Annotated in this window: 16 protein-coding genes; 13 read left to right on the top strand and 3 right to left on the bottom strand. The window is 56.4% G+C overall.

Going from position 1 to position 19,031, the window contains the following annotated elements; genetic code table 11:
- Position 1: 1 nt before the first annotated feature.
- Positions 2-2,116 carry a TonB-dependent siderophore receptor gene (locus tag ACXAD0_RS06415; RefSeq protein WP_475087544.1) on the bottom strand — a complete coding sequence of 705 codons (2,115 nt, stop codon included), beginning with the start codon at positions 2,114-2,116 and terminating at the stop codon, positions 2-4.
- A 917-nt stretch (positions 2,117-3,033) separates the two neighbouring features.
- On the opposite strand from ACXAD0_RS06415, the gene pepF reads away from it, so the two are divergent.
- Complete coding sequence (pepF, locus tag ACXAD0_RS06410) at positions 3,034-4,896, top strand: oligoendopeptidase F (RefSeq protein WP_475087543.1); 1,863 nt, start codon at positions 3,034-3,036, stop codon at positions 4,894-4,896.
- Positions 4,897-5,193: 297 nt separating this feature from the next.
- Here pepF and ACXAD0_RS06405 read toward each other — a convergent pair whose 3' ends face one another.
- Positions 5,194-6,018: a hypothetical protein gene (locus ACXAD0_RS06405; RefSeq protein ID WP_475087542.1), complete on the bottom strand. Its 825-nt coding sequence runs from the start codon at positions 6,016-6,018 to the stop codon at positions 5,194-5,196.
- Between the two features lie 628 nt (positions 6,019-6,646).
- Between ACXAD0_RS06405 and ACXAD0_RS06400 the strand changes: the two genes are divergently transcribed.
- The 12 genes from ACXAD0_RS06400 to mnhG all read left to right on the top strand — a co-directional run bounded on the left by ACXAD0_RS06400 (position 6,647) and on the right by mnhG (position 17,974).
- Positions 6,647-8,734 (top strand): alkyl/aryl-sulfatase, encoded by a 2,088-nt coding sequence (locus ACXAD0_RS06400; protein WP_475087541.1) that lies wholly within the window; start codon positions 6,647-6,649, stop codon positions 8,732-8,734.
- 284 nt (positions 8,735-9,018) lie between these two features.
- Complete coding sequence (locus ACXAD0_RS06395) at positions 9,019-10,563, top strand: glutamate synthase-related protein (protein ID WP_475087539.1); 1,545 nt, start codon at positions 9,019-9,021, stop codon at positions 10,561-10,563.
- 87 nt (positions 10,564-10,650) lie between these two features.
- Positions 10,651-11,082: a DUF805 domain-containing protein gene (locus ACXAD0_RS06390; protein WP_475087538.1), complete on the top strand. Its 432-nt coding sequence runs from the start codon at positions 10,651-10,653 to the stop codon at positions 11,080-11,082.
- 120 nt (positions 11,083-11,202) lie between these two features.
- Positions 11,203-11,601, top strand: coding sequence for a TFIIB-type zinc ribbon-containing protein (locus ACXAD0_RS06385; RefSeq protein WP_475087537.1), 399 nt, complete (start codon positions 11,203-11,205; stop codon positions 11,599-11,601).
- A gap of 121 nt (positions 11,602-11,722) precedes the next feature.
- On the top strand, positions 11,723-12,043 hold the full coding sequence (locus tag ACXAD0_RS06380; RefSeq protein WP_475087536.1) for a DMT family transporter: 321 nt from the start codon (positions 11,723-11,725) through the stop codon (positions 12,041-12,043).
- 165 nt (positions 12,044-12,208) lie between these two features.
- Positions 12,209-14,494, top strand: coding sequence for a putative monovalent cation/H+ antiporter subunit A (locus tag ACXAD0_RS06375; protein ID WP_475087535.1), 2,286 nt, complete (start codon positions 12,209-12,211; stop codon positions 14,492-14,494).
- Positions 14,491-14,910, top strand: coding sequence for a Na+/H+ antiporter subunit B (locus tag ACXAD0_RS06370; protein ID WP_475087534.1), 420 nt, complete (start codon positions 14,491-14,493; stop codon positions 14,908-14,910). The genes ACXAD0_RS06375 and ACXAD0_RS06370 overlap by 4 nt, the downstream gene beginning before the upstream one ends.
- Positions 14,911-14,912: 2 nt before the next feature.
- A complete protein-coding gene (locus tag ACXAD0_RS06365; protein WP_475087532.1) occupies positions 14,913-15,314 on the top strand; it encodes a Na+/H+ antiporter subunit C in 402 nt (133 codons plus the stop codon).
- A 4-nt stretch (positions 15,315-15,318) separates the two neighbouring features.
- Positions 15,319-16,824 (top strand): Na+/H+ antiporter subunit D, encoded by a 1,506-nt coding sequence (locus ACXAD0_RS06360; RefSeq protein ID WP_475087530.1) that lies wholly within the window; start codon positions 15,319-15,321, stop codon positions 16,822-16,824.
- Between the two features lie 19 nt (positions 16,825-16,843).
- Positions 16,844-17,317, top strand: a complete 474-nt coding sequence (locus ACXAD0_RS06355) for a Na+/H+ antiporter subunit E (RefSeq protein WP_475087529.1) — start codon at positions 16,844-16,846, stop codon at positions 17,315-17,317.
- Entirely contained in the window at positions 17,317-17,655 is a 339-nt protein-coding gene (locus tag ACXAD0_RS06350) for a cation:proton antiporter (RefSeq protein ID WP_475087528.1), read from the top strand. Before ACXAD0_RS06355 ends, ACXAD0_RS06350 begins: the two co-directional genes overlap by 1 nt.
- The gene (gene mnhG / locus ACXAD0_RS06345; RefSeq protein WP_475087527.1) at positions 17,645-17,974 is read left to right on the top strand and encodes a monovalent cation/H(+) antiporter subunit G; all 330 of its coding nucleotides are present in this window, start codon (positions 17,645-17,647) and stop codon (positions 17,972-17,974) included. Before ACXAD0_RS06350 ends, mnhG begins: the two co-directional genes overlap by 11 nt.
- Positions 17,975-18,022: 48 nt before the next feature.
- On the opposite strand, the gene ACXAD0_RS06340 is transcribed toward mnhG, so the two are convergent.
- A complete protein-coding gene (locus ACXAD0_RS06340) occupies positions 18,023-19,015 on the bottom strand; it encodes a sugar kinase (RefSeq protein ID WP_475087526.1) in 993 nt (330 codons plus the stop codon).
- Positions 19,016-19,031 lie beyond the last annotated feature (16 nt).

Genomic DNA, 19,031 nt, shown 5'->3' with positions numbered 1-19,031 from the left:
GTTAGAACCGGAAAGCAGCCGATACGCGGAAGCTCCGCGGGGTGCCAGGCTGCACCCAAACGTCGGCATAGGAGTTGGTGTAGTACGTTTCGTCGAACAGGTTGTTAATTTCTGCGCTCAGCTGTACCTGCTCAGAGACTTCGTAGTTTGCGGCAACACGCGCGTGGGTATAGCTGGGCAGGCGGAAGGTGGGATCGCCAAACTGGCCGCTGCGATCGTCGACATACAGGAACCCACCGATCAGCTCGAGCGCCTTACCGGCAAGCTGTGCTTGCTGCACCAGCTGCACACTCAGCTGATTCTCGGGAACGTTCAGCAGGTCGGAACCCGCCGGGATAAAGCTCCAGGAAATCGCATCGGTATAGTCGTTCTTGGTCTCGGCATCGACAAAGGCATACGACACCCACATGCTCAGGGTATCGGTGAGGCTGCCGGTCAAATCCAGCTCAAAACCCTGACTGCCCGCTTTACCCACTGCGGTAGGATTGAAGTCGGCATCAAAGGTGGCGATGTTGGACTGCTTGACGTCGAAGATGGCCACGTTGCCCTGCAGCGCACCGTCGTTGAGGGCAAATTTCACTCCCAGTTCGGTCGACTCGGACAGATTCGGGTCCAGACCATTTTCGTCAGTTGCGCCGGATAACGGACGGAAGTTCTCGCCGTACACAGCATAGAAAGACAGCGCTTCAGAGGCTTTGTAGACCACACCAAACTGCGGGCTTACCTGGGTTTCAGAGTAAGTCGAGACACGGGACGGGTCGCCGGCATCGCGCCGACGGTTGACCAGTTCCTGCTGGTAATCATCGAAGCGCACACCCAGGCGGAGCTCCAGTTTGTCGGTCAGGCTGACTTGATCCTGGATGTACAGACCAGCGGATTCCTGCGTTTCGATGCGATCAATATTGGGGGCAAGTGCCAGCTCCGCTGCCGGGGACTGTCCATACACCGGATCGAAGATATTGATGCTCTGGTCCGTCGAACGGTCTCGCAGTGCGAACTGGTCATTCTCAAACTCATCCGCGTCAAAACCGACGATGACCCGATGGGTCAAGCCGCCGGTCTCGAAGCTGCCGCTCAACTCTGCACGAAACACCTGATAGACCGCGTCGTAGTCGCGGATGCGGCTGAAGCGGCCGAAGTTACCGGCTTCATCCGGTGCACCAAAGCCATTCTCGGAAGCCAGGCCTTCGAGGGAAGTATCACGATAGGCGTAACCGACCAACGCGCTCCAGTTGTCGTTCAGGTCGTGCTGCAGCTCAACCTGGTGACCCAGCACATCAGTTTCAATCGGGCCATAGGAAGGTTCACCGAGGAAGCGGCTCTCGGGAATACGGCCCAGCTGATCGTCAATGGCAATCACCCCCCGATCAAACGGGATTTCCTGGTGGCTGTATTCCAGCTCGTAGTTGAGCTGCGTCTGTTCACTCAGTTTCCAGGCGATGGATGGACTCAGACCCTGTTTGGTGGTCTCGATGGTGTCGCGAAAGCTGTTGGCATCTTCGTAAAAGCCCACCAGTCGCACGGCGACCGCATCGGAAATGGGAGAGGTCCAGTCGACGTCGGTGCGGTACTGATCGAAGCTACCTACAGACAGCTTTACTTCACCCTCGGTGTCGAAGGTGGGGCGCTTGGTGACCAGGTTAATGGTTCCGCCGGGCTCACCACGGCCAAACAGTGCCGCGCGCGGGCCTTTCAGCACTTCAACCGCCTCAACACCAGACAGATCACGGGGGCCACCAAATCCGCGGCCAGCGTTAAACCCATTAACCAAATAGTTGCTGGGTAAATTTTCATCACCGACAAAACCGCGCACGGCGAAACTGTTCCAGAGACCGCCAAAATTGTTCTGGCGCGCCACAGAGGCAGAAAGGTCCAGTGCCTGGGTCAGCTCGATGGCACCGGCATTGCGCAGCATCTCTTCGCTGATGGTCAGATCAGCCTGGGGCGTTTCCAGCACGGTGAAATCGCCCTGGTACGCCTGGCGAACACCCAGTACGGTGACGCTTTCGATGTTCTCGCTATTTGCCTGTTCAGACTGGGAGAACACGGGATTGGCCAGGAGCATAGAGCTCAACAGGCTGCAGAAAATAGCGGTGTGAGAAAATTTTGGATTCACGGTTCTTTCCCTGATTTGAGATGACATGGAGAAGTTGCGCTGAGCTACCCTGAGCTCACCTTGCATATTGTTACGTTGCAACATATCGTATCATGCTTGCCAGCTCGGATGTAAACCCCTTTTCAGTCGCGGAAGTCCGTGGTCAACGATGGCTGGCGAAAGGGACTACGCGTTGGCACCAGTAGAGAGTTCGAGGGGGTAGACCGGGCTTCTTTGATGGAGCAGCGGGCATACCATCACTCTGTTGATGGGCGCATCGCGTGCTGAGGTTTTCCGGTGGAGGCAATCGCTTCAATCCAGCACAGTGAGAGAATCGGGAAGTGACGGATAAAGCGGCTTTTGGCACATAAACCTTTCCGGGCGAACAAAGTAATGCCACGAAAGATCGGAATAGCCCTCTTGTCCGTATCTCGGAAGGGCGAAAGCCGAGTTAGACCAAACCCAATCAGAGGAAGACGATGACAGCTATCTCCGCGCACCGGTCACCTAACCGTATTTTGCCTGGAGCGTGAGCAAAAGCCTCTGTGTGATTCTCCCTGGCGCCGCCAACTGTGCGGCCGGATGAACCCGGTATTGAGACATGACGCTTCTTCGGCTACCTCCATGCAACTGATTGACCGCACCCTTTAACACGCACAAGCAGGGCTTTTCTGACCTGTGCGAACGAATCTGTCAGACCGGGGAAATACGTTGAACAGACGATTCTGTCAGCCAAGCGTGCAAAACAGACTCGCCCTTTAATGAGACACTGCATTCAGAGTCAGGGTTGATCGTGGGGGAAGTCTGTCTGCGAATGACGGCCGCGAATCGCCGTAGTTGATTCACAAAGTTGAATAAATGAATCAGAATTTTTCCATTGGAACAATAGCGAGAACAAAATGAACATAAATAAGCTCAAGCTTAAAACAGCAGGCTTAATGTGTGCGAGTGCTGTGGCACTGGCAACCTTTGTTGCACCGGCGATGGCGCAGGAGAGCCCAGCAGAGGTCGTCGATGAGCAGTACACCTGGGACTTGACCGATTTCTACGCCACCAAGCAAGACTGGGAAGCAGAGCTGGAACGCCTCGGCGGCCAGATCGACAGCCTCAAAGTCTACGAGGGTAAGCTCGGAGATAGTGCACAGACCCTGTTGGCCGCGCTGGAAATGCAATCTGCTATTTCAAAAGAACTGTCCCGCGCATGGACCTACGCTTCCAATATCCGTAATACCAACCTGGGCGATGCCGAAGGCCAGGAAATGGTCGGACGCCTGCAGGCGCTATACCAATCGATTAGTGCCAACCAAAGCTTTATGGCCCCTGAAATTGTCGCACTTGGCGAAGCGCGAGTTGAAGGCTTTATCAAGAGTGAACCAGGCCTGGCCAAACACGCCCTGTCACTCCGTGACACCCTCCGACAGGGCAAACACGTACTGACACCAGAAACCGAGAAAGTGCTTTCGTTGATGGGAACCGCTCTGTCAGCGTCTGAGAATGCGCGTTCGATTCTGGCCAATGCGGAAATCGAATGGCCAACCATTACCCTGAGCGATGGCACTGAGGCACACCTGACCAATGCCGGCTACTCATTACATCGCGCAGCGCAGAACCGCGAAGACCGTGAGGCGGTGTTCGATGCCTTCTGGGGCCGTTACAAAGATTTCGAAAGCACCCTCGGCGCAACGCTCAATGGCGAAGTCCAGGGCAACGTTGCCATGGCAAAAGCGCGCAAGTACGACAACACCCTGCAGTACTTCCTCTCTGGCGACAATATTCCCGAAGAGGTCTACCGCACTCTGGTCAATGTGACCAACGAGAGAATCGATGTGCTGCATCGTTACTTCGAGTTACGTGGCCGTATGCTCGGTATTGAAGACCTTGGCTACCACGACATTTACCCGGACCTGGTCAAGACCGACCTGACGTTCCCGATCGATGAAACCCGCGAGCACATGCTGGCGTCACTCGATATTATGGGCCGTGAGTTTGCCGAGAAGTTCGCCGAAGCATCCGCCGAACGCTGGATGCATGTCTACCCACAACCGGGCAAGCGCTCCGGCGCGTATATGTCCGGTGCTGCGTATGATGTACACCCCCTGATTCTGCTCAACCATCAGGATGACTATAACAGCGCTTCAACCTATGCCCACGAATGGGGGCATGCACTGCACAAGGTGCTGACCAACGAAAACCAGCCCTACGAACTCTCCAACTTCTCGATTTTCACAACCGAGATTGCGGCTATTGCCAAAGAAATCATCCTGCAAGAACACATGCTGGCGCAGGCAAAAACCGAAGAAGAGCGTTTGTTTTACCTCGGATATGCGCTGGAGCAAATGCGCGGAACCTACTTCCGCCAGGTTATGTTTTCCGAGTTTGAACTGGCGATTCACGAAGCCGTTGAACGCGGAGAAGCCATGACCGGAGCGCGGATGACGGAGCTCTATGGTGAAATCCTGAAGCGATATCACGGCCATGAGCAGGGCGTGATGAACATTGGCCAGCGCGAAATGGTCGAATGGGCCTACATTCCGCACTTCTACTACAACTTCTATGTGTATCAGTATGCAACCTCAATCGCCGGCGCGGCCTACTTCGTTGAGCAGCTGAAAACCGGTGGCGATGGTGCACTGGACACCTACCTTGAGTTTCTCAAGGCCGGCGGTAACGACTACCCGGTTGAGATCCTCAAGAAAGCCGGTCTCGATATGACCAGCCCTGCGCCGTACAACGCGGTGATCAACCGCATGGAAGTAGTGATGGATGAAATCGAGTCCATTCTGGACAAACGCGAGGGCTAAGCGACAGACAAACCACCGCGGTGCCGCTACAGCAACCCGTAGCAGCGTCGCAAACTGCGAACCTCTCTGATTAAACATCGGGTTTTGCAGTGGTAACTGTCACGAACCATGCAGGTGAAAGGTGGGAATTTCACCTGCTGCTGAGCAGCGACTTATTCAAGCTAACGAGCTCAACCGCTAAAAACGACTATCCTCTGGTCTTTCACCCAAAAAAAGCCCCGCTCATATGGCGGGGCTTTTTTGTGCTCAGAGGTTAACTTTGCATTTTGCGCTACCCAACGCCCGGGCCTTTCGCTGTTACAAGCCCTGCCGGAACGCATACAGCGTATCAGCCAGTGCACTCATTGGCTGATCTATTGCTTCAACAACCTTCTCCGGTGTTCCATAGAGTCGTACTGCCTGATCCTGAGGAGCAATCTCCAGCAGGAAGGCACCACCTCCCGAGTGGCCTGCGATCTTCAATGTCATATTGCTTTGAAAGCGGACTTTATCCCCATAGCCCGGACGGATACGAAAGCCAACAGCATGGAGCGCCTGCAAAATGTTATCCCGGTGAATAATTTGCTCTGCAAGCGCGAGCGTAGCATCGCTGGTGGCGCGTTCATCCAGGATTAATTGAATACCACCAATATACCCGTACTTTTTGCCGTCTTCTTCGGCACTCGCATAGGCATTATTGTTGCCATAATCCTCCGAAGGAATTTTGTCCGCATCGTAGTGGATCGAGGCAATGGTGACCCCATGCTTAACCGCTGCTTCCAGTATCTGATCATACTGTTGGTAGGCTGCATCAAAGGTATCTTTGCTTTGAATGTCTTTGCCCACGATCATGTCTTCAACATTCAGAGTGTAGGTTTTGAGGCCAAGGTTGGTGAGCTTGTCATTGAGGCTTGCCAGCGTTGGATCAATGAACAGCCGCTCTTCTCCATTGGCTCCACCACTGGATAGATTAAGGTGATCCGGCAACGTATGGTCAGATACCAGCAGTACGTCCACTTCTTCCATCAGCTTCACGACCGGGCCGATATCTGCAGTGGCAACCTCAGTTTTACCGGCGCAGGCCTGAAGAAGCGGCAGGGCCAACAGGAGGAAAAACGAAGATATTTGACGAGCAAACGGCATAGGACACCTGTACCAACGATGTTGATCTGTAAAAGCAAATACCAAGGTATGGTATCCCGGTAAAAATGATAGTGGCCTTCTATCGTCAAGGCCGATGCATGGCGCCAACTTGACCTCTAAGCTGTGCCGATATAATTGACAACCAGGCACCAGTCGCCTCAATCCCTATCCCTGCCAAAGTGTGCTTCCCGTTCATAATCTGGGCGCCTCTAGTAGCAGTATTGTACCGGTGAAGGAGTTCGAGATAACCAGCGGCTTGCCCCGTAGCTGCCGAACTATGGCAAGGCTGAGCGGGAAACCGCGGCCAGAGGGTTGGCGCGACCTGGGTTGTCACCGTTGCCAATATTGACTGGCCCAGCCTCGGTGCTCACCCAGGAAGGTATTCACTACCGCCATGGAGTCTCCCTCGGGGAAGCGCGGACGATTGTGCCGCCAAAGATGGAAACGATGTCTTTTCCTCAATGGACTCTCTTGTGCCGATGCGCCTTACGAATGGCATTCGTGCGATTCCTCGACCGGCTTTTTGCATAGAACCAGCTACCCGGGAATCGCAGCGCGCTTGTCTATACTCTGGACGCCCACGTGCCAACTCCGGTCAACCGCCTGTTCTGGAAGAGCCTGAAACTCCATGTCACGACTCCACCGCTATATTGCCCGATTTGACGTTGCGTTATGTTCCTGCGTCACTGTCATCTTCTGTACCTTCGCTCTGGGCCAGTTCGCCCTGGCGGCCGATGACCACAGCAAACACTTCGATCCTCAGGGCAAGCCTCCCTCAAAACACACCCTGAAAGTCATCGCCGAAGACAGCGCCAACCTGCCTTTTAATGACAAACGCGACTTTGAGGAGGCGCAGAAAGGATTCATCGCCGAGCCGGAAAACTGGAAGGTGACCGGGCCTGAGGGTAATGTGGTCTGGGACCTCGACCGCTATGATTTTTTCCGCGGTGAAAAAGACTTCCCCAGCGTGCATCCGTCACTGCAGCGTATCTCCCGCCTGAACATGAAAACCGGCCTGTTCGAGGTAATTCCCGGTTTCTACCAGGTGCGCGGATTCGACCTCGCCAATATCACCTTCGTGCGCGGTAAAACCGGCTGGATTGTGCTGGACCCTCTCACTGCGCCAGAGGCCGCAGCTGCGGCAAAAGCACTGGTAGACAAGGAGCTGGGAGAACGGCCGGTGGTGGCGGTGGTGTATTCACACTCCCACGTGGACCACTGGGGCGGCGTGCGCGGCATTGTGGACGAGGCGGACGTAAAGGCCGGCAAAGTGAAAATCATTGCGCCGCGAGGCTTTATGGAACACGCAGTGTCGGAAAATGTATTTGCCGGCAATGCCATGAACCGGCGCGTGCAATATCAGTACGGCACCCAGCTACCTGCCAGCCCTTTCGGCCACGCCGGGCAAGGCCTGAACATGAATGTTGCCAACGGCGCCATTGGACTGATTCCACCTACCATTGTCATCGATGAGAATTTCGAGACGCTCAACGTCGATGGTGTGGAAATGGAGTTTATGAATACTCCCGGCGGAGAAGCCCCCTCGCAGGCGCACATCTGGTTTCCGAAAGACAAGGTCTACTGGACTGGCGAAGACGTCACCGGAGTCTTCCACAACGTCTATACCCTGCGCGGCGCGCTGGTGCGCAACCCGCATCTCTGGTCGCAGCATATCAACCGCGCCCTGTATCGTTACGGTCACGACGCCGAAGTGATGATTGCCTCGCACCACTGGCCTCGCTGGGGTAATGACCGGGTGCAGGAAGTATTACGTGGCCAGCGCGACCTGTATGCCAATATGAACAACTACTCCCTGTTCCACGCCAACCAGGGGGTGACTATTAACCAGATCCACAACGTGTTCGAGACACCGGATGGCATCGCCCAGCAGTGGTTTAACCGCGGATACCACGGTTCACCGGAACACAACAGCCGCGCGGTCATCAACCGCTTTCTGGGCTACTGGGATGGCAACCCGGCCACTTTGATTCCTCTGTCCCCAGAAGACGCGGCACCGCTGTATGTAAAGATGATGGGAGGGTCGGGCAATATCCTGCGCGAGGGCCGCAAACTGCATGACGCGGGGGAGTATTTCCTCGCTCAGGAAATCCTCGACAAACTGGTACAGGCGGAACCGGACAATCATGATGCCCGGTTACTGCTCGCCGACGTATGGGAACAGATCGGTTATCAGCAGGAGAACCCCGGCCTGCGCAATAGCTTCCTGCAGGGCGCCTATGAGCTGCGCAATGGCCTGCCCGAGGGCGCCCCACCGAACTCCAGTAGCCCCGACGTGATCCGGGCCATGACCACCGGCCAGTTTCTGGATTTTCTCGGTGTACGCCTCGACCCTGCCAAGGTCAAGGACCTGAGCTTCAGCATGAATCTCATCACACCAGACAACAACGAGAAATATGCCATCGAGTTGTCCAACAGCACGCTCACCAATATCGAAGGGTTTACAGTCAAGGACCCGGACCTGACCCTGCGCATCAATCGCTCCGATCTGGAGCAAGTGATGATGGGCAAGAAGACACTGAAAAAAGCGATTGAAGAAGGCCTCGCCAAGGTAGACGGCAATGTCGAGCCACTCTACAAGCTCGGCAGTGCACTGGTCGTGTTCACGCCCAATTTCCCGATGATACCGAGCAAGGAAACCGGGGGCACGCGCAAGCAGAACCCTTACGAAGCGGTAGTGGAGTTGCCCGGTGAATAGATGCCTTGTATGAGGTTTCATGATGACGATATAAACAGTCCCTCTCCCGGCTTTCTCACCTAAGCACCGCGTAAATACCCGGCGCACTTCGAGTAAGGCCTTTCAGTGCGTTCACTCAGATTGAACCTGCTGTCGTGGCAGAATATCGATACAGGAAAGTTTGGCGCGTAAACCCTCAGAAGACTTCCGCCAGAACGCCTTTTGATCCAAAGTTTTGGCTCTGTAGGTATAAAAAGTATTTGGCCGCCAGTAGTGGGCCGTCCACTGACAACACAGGGCGCCCTATGAATCCCATCATTGCCGATAACAAACCCAGCAAAGTCGAACTTGAAGAAGGCAAGGAGTACTTCTTCTGCGTCTGCGGCCGTTCAGGCAACCAACCCTTCTGTGACGGCTCCCATGCCGGTACCGAATTCAAGCCCAAGGCGTTTGTGGCCGAGAACAGTGGTGACGCCTACCTGTGCCAGTGCAAGCACTCCGCCAAACTCCCCTACTGTGATGGCACCCACAAGCAATTTGAAGACGCCGCCGTGGGCAAAGAAGGGCCGGGTATCCAGACCGGTGGTAATGGCAGCCCAAGCGCAAAGGCCACCAAGGAAGAACCCACGGTCGAGTTCATCCATCAACTGGCCCGAGAAGGGTTATCCAAAATGGGCCACCATGGCCCGATGACCGCGATGGGTGTGCCGCGCCACCAACTGCCCCACTGGGACGACATCCAGTTGTTAACCGCACAAATGGCGAGAAAACCGCTGCAGGAAGAGGCCAGTGTCAGTACCGAGCTAGTGATCGGCCCCCTCGCGAACAAACCACTGAAGCTGAACATACCGCTGTTTGTGTCGGATATGAGTTTCGGCGCACTTTCTGAAGAAGCCAAAGTGGCCCTGGCAACCGGCGCCGAGCTGGCAGGTACCGGTATCTGTTCAGGCGAGGGAGGCATGTTGCCGGAAGAACAGCAGGCGAACTCCCGCTACTTTTACGAGCTGGCCAGTGCCAAGTTCGGCTTTGATGAATCGAAGCTGCTGAACGTGCAGGCTTTCCACTTCAAGGGCGGTCAGGGGGCGAAAACCGGTACCGGCGGGCATCTGCCCGGCGTAAAGAACGTCGGCAAGATTTCCGAAGTACGCGGTATTCCCGAGGGCGAGCCCGCAGTATCGCCACCGTCTTTCGAAGATCTGGAAACCGTGGAAGACTTCAAACGCTTTGCTGATCGCGTGCGGGAGATTACCGGTGGCATTCCCATCGGCTTCAAGCTCAGCGCCAACCATATCGAGGACGATATACAGTTTGCCCTCGATGCGGGGGCGGATTACATCATTCTCGATGGCCGCGGTGGCGGCACCGGTGCGGCTCCGGCGATGTTCCGCGACCATATCAGTGTGCCCACCATTCCTGCGCTGGCGCGGGCACGACGGTTCCTCGACGAACAGGGGGCCAGTGGCAAGGTGACGCTCATTATCACCGGTGGACTGCGCGTGCCGATGGACTTTGTCAAGGCAATGGCGCTGGGTGCCGATGGCGTAGCGATCGCCAACAGTGCGATGCAGTCGATTGGCTGTGTGGCTGCCCGTATCTGCAACACCAACAACTGTCCCGCCGGTATCGCCACACAAAAGGCGGACCTGCGCCAAAGGCTGAATGTAGAAAAATCTGCAGCGCAGCTGAAAAATTTCTTCGAGGCCTCCACCGAACTGATGCAGGTCATGGCCCGGGCCTGTGGGCATACCAGCCTGAGCGGGTTTAATCAGTCGGACCTGACCACCTGGCAACGGGAGATGGCCCTCCTCGCCGGTATTCGCTTTGCCGGTGCCCGGGACCCCATCGGCTAGAGACAGATCACAGATCGGTTCTACGCAGCCTTTCACTATGCCACTGGCTCACCGTAGTGAGCCATAAAATAACAAGCAATTTTAGCGATGAAAGAGAACCCATACTCTCCTCCGGAGGCAGCGCTCGAAGAATCAGACATCGCTGGCGATCAGGCACGTCAGCGGGCCACGGTCTTTGATATCTATTTTTCTGTAAAAGGCAGAATCACCAGAAAATTCTATCTATTTGCATTCGTCATACCGCTGATGGCGATCAGTATTATCATGGCAGCAGTAATCACTTTTACCATCGAGGCTTCCTACTCTATGGTGATCCTTGGAGTGATGAGCCTGCCTGTGATTTGGGTGTCCGTTGTCGGCTCGGTGAAACGTATTCACGACTTCAACCTGAGCGGCTGGTTTTACCTTGCGACCTTGATCCCCTACGTCAGATATCTCGTTTCACTAGTCATTCTGGTGCTGCCCGGCACCAAAGGGACGAATGATTTCGGTCCCGACCCCAGGAAGCGACGCGCTTAAGCTCGGCGAAGATCGCGGTTTGGCGATTCACGCGGGTAGATGCGGGCCTGGTGCAGCGTAGTCAGATCAGCGTCCATGCAATCAAACCCATCAGTAATCCCTGACCACTCAATGAATACCATGAACTGCCCCAAATGCCTCGAACGCCTCCGCTACGAACTGTACAGAAGCAACGAATATAAAATTTGTTTCTATTGCGAGGGCGCATGGTTACAGAAGTCTGACCTGGACACCCATGCGTTACTGGAATTGGCAGTAGGCACAGCGGCAAGTACCCCGCTGCCCTGCCCCTGCTGTGATACCGCGACATTGGTGCATGCACAGGTCGCAGGGGTGGAAGTAGATTATTGTCCCCAGTGTGAGGGCATGTTTTTTGACAAGGGTGAACTCGAGCAGGTGGCACCAGAGTATAAATCGATGAATTCGAGGGAGGCGACGTCAGATGCGGTGAAGGCGGTAACCACACTGATGCTGATTGCCAGGACGGTATCCATGCTGTTTCGGAAGTTCAGTGGCTAGCGCTTTAGCCGCTGGACCTCAGTATTCGTTGTCAGCCTCCACAAACGCTCTCTATCCGGGTTCCATACGGCCGCGCTCATGTCCAACTAAACTTTGCTCACCCCCTAATCAGGAACCACATATGGCCTGGATATGGCTCATTGCCGCCGGTATTCTGGAGGTCGGCTTCGCCACACTTTTGAAGCTCTCAGACGGTTTTACCAAACCCTCTTACACCCTGGGCTTTATTGTTTCGGCGGCGCTGTCGTTCTACTGTTTGACCCGCGCCATGCAATCCATCCCGATCGGCACGGCCTATGCGATCTGGACCGGAATCGGAGCGGTAGGCGTCACTATTTTCGGCGTTATTTTGTTTAATGAACCGACGAATTTCCTGCGCATCTTTTTTATCGCCACGCTGGTCGCATCGATCATTGGCTTGAAGCTCGTCTCGGCGAGCTGAAGGTAAACCAACACGAACTACGCCACCTGGTGAATGCCGCCAACTCAGGTCTTGATCAGCGACAGTATCCGGCACACGTCCATTCACACGCTGGCGGCGTCCGCGCCCGACCACTATCTTTTACGCCATTACCCTTCTTTTTTATTCCCACAGGCAACAGCGTAAATGGCGGTAAGCGAAGACACGAATCCGTCCGGCGCCCGTGCTCCGGAACCGGGGCGCTGGATTCGTCTCGTCTTTCCCCTGCTACCGGCTCTGCCATTTTTTTTCCTGCTGACCCAGTGGCGTGCGGTGGCACAGGGGAACGTCGCCTCGATCTCCTACAGCTGGGTACCGAGCCTCGGTATTGAGTTCAGCTTCTTTCTCGACGGGTTGAACCTGCTGTTTGCCTTTCTAATTACCGGCATCGGTATTTTCGTCTCCATTTATGCCGGCGCGTATCTGCATGGGCACCCGCAGCTGCGCCGATTCTTTCTGTACCTGTTCCTGTTTATGCTGGGGATGCTGGGGCTGGTACTGGCAGCCGACCTCATCACGCTGTTTGTCTTCTGGGAGTTGACCACCCTCTCGAGCTACCTGCTGATTGGCTTCAACCATGACTCTGCCAAGGCGCGCCGCTCCGCCCTGCAGGCACTGCTTCTGACCACCATGGGCGGATTGTGCCTGCTGGCAGGCCTGATCTTGCTCGGGATAGCCACAGGCACCTATGACCTGCAAGAGATCCTGACCCAGGGCCAGACAGTGCGTGAGCACGCACTCTACCCGGCCATTCTGACCCTGATATTGATCGGCGCCTTTACCAAGTCGGCGCAATTTCCCTTTCACTTCTGGCTGCCCAATGCCATGGCCGCCCCCACACCGGTAAGCGCCTACTTACACTCCGCCACCATGGTGAAGGCCGGTATCTACCTGATGGCACGCATGCACCCGGTGCTGGGCACGACCGAGGTATGGGAGTGGACACTCACTATCGTGGGTGCCGTCACGGCGACCATTGCGGCGATACTGGCACTGCGCCAGACCGATCTGAAACTGACACTCGCCTATACCACCGTCGTGGCGCTCGGCACCCTGACGATGTTTCTCGGCTCTGACGATTCTGTCGCTGTCGCAGCGGCGATTACCTTTATCCTCGTGCACTCCTTCTACAAAGCCTCGCTGTTTATGGTGGTGGGCATAATCGACCACCAGGCGGGCACCCGGGATTTGCACCAACTGGGCGGCCTGGGGAAAGCCATGCCGATCAATTGGCTTTGCGCTATCGCCGCAGGCATTTCGATGGCGGGCTTCCCGCCATTCCTGGGTTTTATCGGCAAGGAACTCAAGTACGAGGGTGCACTCGCGATCGCGACCGAACCCACGCTGGTGGCCGGTGCCGCGGTGTTTGCCAATGTGCTGATGGTCGCGGTGGCGGGCACCCTGGCGATGCGACCTTTTCTGGGCAAGCGACCCGAGTCGCTGAAAAAAGTGCGGGAGGCCGCCCCGGTCCTATGGTTCGGCCCGCTGGTGCTGAGTGTACTCGGCCTGATATTCGGGTTATTCACCCCTATCATCGCCGAAGGGTTGGTACAGCCTGCGGTAACAACACTGCTCGGACAACCCGAGGTGGTCAAACTCAAGCTGTGGCATGGCGTGAATGTGCCTCTGCTACTCAGTGTGCTGACATTTGTCGCCGGGGTCGCGGTCTATCTGTTGCAGCGCCCGTTACGCGCCGCGCTCAAAACCTTGCTGTCTTTTATTCCGGTATCAGCCGACCGCCTTTGGGATCTTGGCCTGGAGGGCCTCAAGGCACTGGCGGCCACACAGACCCGCTGGCTGCAGCACGGCATTCTGCGTCGCTACCTGCTGGTGATTTTTGTCAGCTCCACGCTCGCACTGTTGCTGGCAGTGGTGCGCAATGGCGGTCTGGAAATCGAACTGGCGCTGCCCAAGCTGACCATCAAGGAATGGGCGGCGATGATTCTGGTGGCAGCCGGCGCACTGATGGCCAGTTCCGTGCGCGCACCACTCGCCGCCATCTGTGCACTCGGTGCACTGGGCGTTGGTGTTGCGCTGATCTATCTGTTCTTCGGTGCGCCCGATGTGGCCATTACACAACTGCTCGTTGAGACGCTTTTCTTGGTGTTGATTGCCAATACTCTGCATCGCCTGCCCCTCAGTTATCAGACCCATGCGCATTCCTTTCGCAAGCTGGATGCGCTGGTGGCCTGCATTGCCGGTGCGGGGGTCACGGTGGCCATTCTCGCGGTGGTGCAGCGGCCCTTCAACAGTACCACTAGCGATTACTTCGTGGAGAGCGCCGTACCTGAGGCCTTCGGACGCAATATTGTGAACGTGATTTTGGTGGACTTCCGCGCACTGGATACGTTCGGCGAAGTGGTCGTGGTGTTCACCGCAGCGCTGGCGGCGACCACACTAATCGGACAGCAGTTACTCGGACGGCGAGAATGAACTCCATCATCCTGCGGACTGCAACACGTACTTTTGTCTCGCTGTTGCTGATGTTCTCTATCTACATGCTGTTGCGCGGACACAACCTGCCCGGCGGTGGCTTTATTGCCGGACTGGTGGCGGCGGCTGCATTTACGCTACTGGCGATTGCCTGGGGCATTCAGGCTGCGCGACGCGCGCTGCGTTTCCCGCCGGCCGGACTCGCCGCTACGGGCCTTTTGATTGCCGGGGCTTCCGGCATGGTCGCAGGCCTGTTTGGCGAGGCGCCGTTTACCGGACAGTGGCTGTTTCTTGGTGGTGAAGGCAAAGACAAGGGGCTGCCACTCAGTACGGTTCTGATTTTCGACATCGGGATTTACCTGTCAGTACTGGGCGCAGTGCTGGCACTGGTGTTTGCCCTGGAAGAGGACAACTGACCATGGAAACCGCCCTCGCCCTTGCGGTTGGTATTCTTGTCGCAACCGGTGTCTACCTGATGCTGGCAAGAAACCTGATGCGCTACCTGTTCGGGCTGGTGCTGCTCAGTAATGCGGCCAACCTTGCGATCTTTGCTGCGGGCCGTCTGACCCGCGCGACACCGCCGCTGATCCCCGAAGGTGCGGAGGTACCGCCGCTGCCCGTCGCCAACCCGTTGCCACAGGCCCTGATCCTGACCGCCATTGTGATCGGCTTTGGCCTGCTCGCCTTCGCACTGGCATTGATTGCACGCAGCTATCGTGGCTTTGGCACCCTGGACTCGGATGAGATGCGCGAGGCAGAACCGCCCAGGCATACCAAGACTCAAAACAGTTCAGCCACCTCGGTAGGCGAGGAGCAATAGCCCGGTGAGCTGGCTTCTGTCACTGCCATTCCTCATTCCCATTCTGGCGGCGATGCTGGCCTATCTGGCCCGCAATCATTCCCGCTATGGACGCCTCGTTTCTGTTACTGGCTGTGCCCTGCTCCTGGCAGTGGCGATCGCAATTTTTTATCTGGTTGCCACCGGTGGAGTGCGCGCTGCACAGATGGGGGGCTGGCAGGCCCCGTTTGGTATCACGCTGGTGGTTGATCGATTAAGTGCAGTGATGCTGCTGGTGAGTGCTGTTGTGGGCCTCGCCGTTGCTATTTTTGGGCTGGCAGAAATCGATCGCAGACGCGAGCGACTTGGCTATCACTGCTTCTTCCAGCTTTTACTGGCCGGAGTATGCGGCAGTTTTATCACCGGCGACTTGTTCAACCTGTATGTGTGGTTTGAGGTGATGCTGATTGCCTCATTTGCCTTACTGGTGCTCGGAAATACGCTGGTACAGCTGGATGGTGGCACCAAATATGTGGCCATGAACCTGGTCTCCACCCTGCTGATGCTGACGGGAATTGGCTTGCTGTATGGCCTCACGGGAACGCTGAATATGGCCGAGCTGCACCGACAACTGGCGACACTGGATGCGCCGCTGGCAATAGACCTTCTCAAGGTCATGTTTATCTGTGCGTTCGGCATCAAGGCTGCGATTTTCCCGTTGTTTTTCTGGCTGCCGGCCTCTTACCACGCGCCACCGCTACCGGTAACGGCGGTTTTTGCCGGGCTGCTGACCAAGGTTGGCGTGTATGCATTGATACGCACCTTTACCCTGATTTTTCCCGATGGCGACGGCTTCGGTCATCAGCTATTACTCTACGCCGCCCTGCTCACCATGATAACCGGCGTACTCGGTGCCGCGGCCCAGTATGAATTCCGGAAAATCCTGTCATTCCATATCGTCAGCCAGATTGGTTTTCTGGTGCTGGGGCTTGCACTCAATAGTTCGCTGGCGCTGGCGGGCGCTATTTTCTATATGGTGCATAACATTGTTGCCAAGACGAACCTGTTCCTGATCAGTGGCACCGCTGCGCGCCTGACCGGTTCCTATGAACTGGCGGATATCGGCGGCTTGTATCGGGTGACGCCGCTGCTGTCGACGCTGTTTTTTATTGCCGCATTCAGCCTGGCCGGCTTCCCGCCACTATCCGGCTTCTGGGCCAAATTCCTGCTGATCAGGGCAAGTCTCGACCAGGCCGCTTACTGGGTGTGTGCAATTGCACTGATCACCGGGGTACTCACCCTGTTCAGCATGTCCAAGATCTGGGCCGAGGCGTTCTGGAAACCTCACCCAGAACACAATGCCTGCAAATTGTCGTCCTTCAATCGCCACGAACGGCTGCAGCACATGATTCCAATTGTCTCGCTGGCGACGATCACGCTGCTGTTGGGCCTGATGCCCGAGCCGTTTATCCACTTTTCTCTGGCCGCGGCCAGAGAGCTGCTGGCACCGACAGAATACCTGGCTGCTGTTCTTGTGCCCGGCCGACTCTAGTTATTCAGGACTCCACCCCATGCGGTTGTTTTTGCTCAACACCCTGCTCGCCATCGCCTGGTCAGCGCTGACCGGGAGCGCATCACTACTGAACTTCCTGGTGGGTTTTATCATTGGTTATGGCGCGCTTGCGGTTGCCAACTTCCAGCCCCAGAGCGAAGTGTATTTTCGCCGCGTGCCGCAGGTACTATCGCTGGTGTGGTTTTTCCTCCGTGAGCTGGTGCTTTCCAGTTTGCGCGCCGCCCATGAGGTGCTGTCGCCGCCAATGATCAGCCGCCCGAAGATCATCCGCGTTCCACTGGAAATTCGCGAACCTGCGCAAATTCTGGCGCTGACTAATCTGATTTCCCTGACCCCGGGCACGCTGGTGCTGGACGTGACACCAGACAACGATGCGATCTACGTGCACACCATGTTTGTCGATGATCCGGAAGCCTTCCGTGAAGAAATACGGTGTGGATTCGAGAGAAGGGTCAAGGAGGCCATGTCCTGATGGTACTGGAAGATGCGGGTCAATTATCGTGGCTGCTTGAATTTGCCATTAGCTGTGCCTCATGGCTGATGCTCGTTGCTCTGGCACTGTGCTTTCTCCGTATTGCACGCGGGCCGACGCTGGCCGATCGTGTTGTGGCCCTCGATATCCTCAACATTCTGGCGGTCGCGTACTGTGCACTGCTGGCCGTGACCTCCGGCCGTGCGATTTATCTGGATGTGGGGATTGCTCTGGCGCTGGTCGCATTCCTGGTGACGGTGGCTTTCGCCCGCTTTATTGAGCGTACCAGTATTGATAGCCGGGCAGAAAGCGCGGCCGAGGTGGACAATGATCACTGAAATTCTGACAGCACTGCTGCTACTGAGTGGCAGCTTCTTCGGTTTTACCGCCGCATTGGGACTGATCCGCATGCCGGATATCTACATGCGCATGAGCACATCGGGAAAAGCGGCGACCCTCTGTTCCGGACTGCTCCTGGCAGCCGTGGCAATCCTGTTCAAGGATATCCAGGTTACCGCCAGAGCGGTGCTGGCGATCCTGTTTCTCCTGCTAACAGTACCGGTAGGTGCCCACATGATTGCGCGGGCAGCCTATCGGGAACACGCGAGAGTCTGGAAAGGCACGGAAACCGAGAACAGAGATGACGGGATCTCGTAAAGATCCCCGTCACCGATACAGCCACCGACCAGGGTGACCGCATGCCTTTCAGGGCATGAGTGCGCGCGGGATGATCGCGCCCTGAACCTGAATCACCTGACTGGCGAGCCGGTGGCCATTCTCTGCTGCAGCAATGCAGTCCTGGCCTTTCAGACGTGCGGCGAGATAGCCTCCATTAAAGGAGTCTCCTGCTGCCGTGGTATCAACCGGAGTCACCTTGTGTGCGGGCACCTGATCGACGCTGGCTGCTGACGCGCACAAACACCCCTCTTCGCCGAGCTTCAATACGATCTCCACCACCCCGGCAGCGCGCAACCGCTCGATCACAGCAGCGGTACTGCTGTCGCCAAACAAGGCTTCTTCATCTTCAAAGGTCGGCAAGGCGATGGACGTCAGCGAATAAATTTCCCCGTACACATCGCGGGCCAACTCGGCGGACTCCCACAGGCGCGGACGATAATTGCCATCAAAAATGACATATCCACCGGCGGCGACATAGTCGCGCAGAAAGCCCATCAGCCGTTGCAGTGACACCGCCGACAAAACACCGAGGCTAATACCACTCAGGTAAATACAGGGAAACTGCGCGAGCTGGGCAAAAACCGCTTCGGCGGCCTCTTCCTGATCGAACATCCGGCGCACCGGCGCACTGTCTCGCCAGTACAGAAAGCTTCTTTCGCCGCTGCTGTCCCGCTCGATCAGATAGAGCCCGGGTACGCTGCCGGGTACGCGGCTGACCAACTGACAACCAACACCCTCTGCCTGCCACTGCGCCAGCATCCAATCGCTGTAGGCGTCGTCGCCCAGTGCAGTGACATACTCGGCATGGCACCCCTGCCGGGCGAGATATACCGCCGTATTCAGGGTGTCGCCACCAAATGACATCGACAGTGCGAGTCCCGTTGCGTTGCCATCTGCACCCGCGCTTTTCGGCGCATCCGTGCTCGAGCGATTCAGCTCGAGCATGCACTCACCGAAAATGGCAATACCTTGCTGCGGGAACTTGCCCTGGTTGCTGGCCGAGCCGGATAAATCAATCACTCTCAGTTACCGCCCA

The sequence above is a fragment of the Microbulbifer sp. ABF4_148 genome, assembly GCF_056158985.1.
Note: the sequence above shows the minus strand (reverse complement) of the source record. Positions and strands in the feature narration are given on the sequence as shown.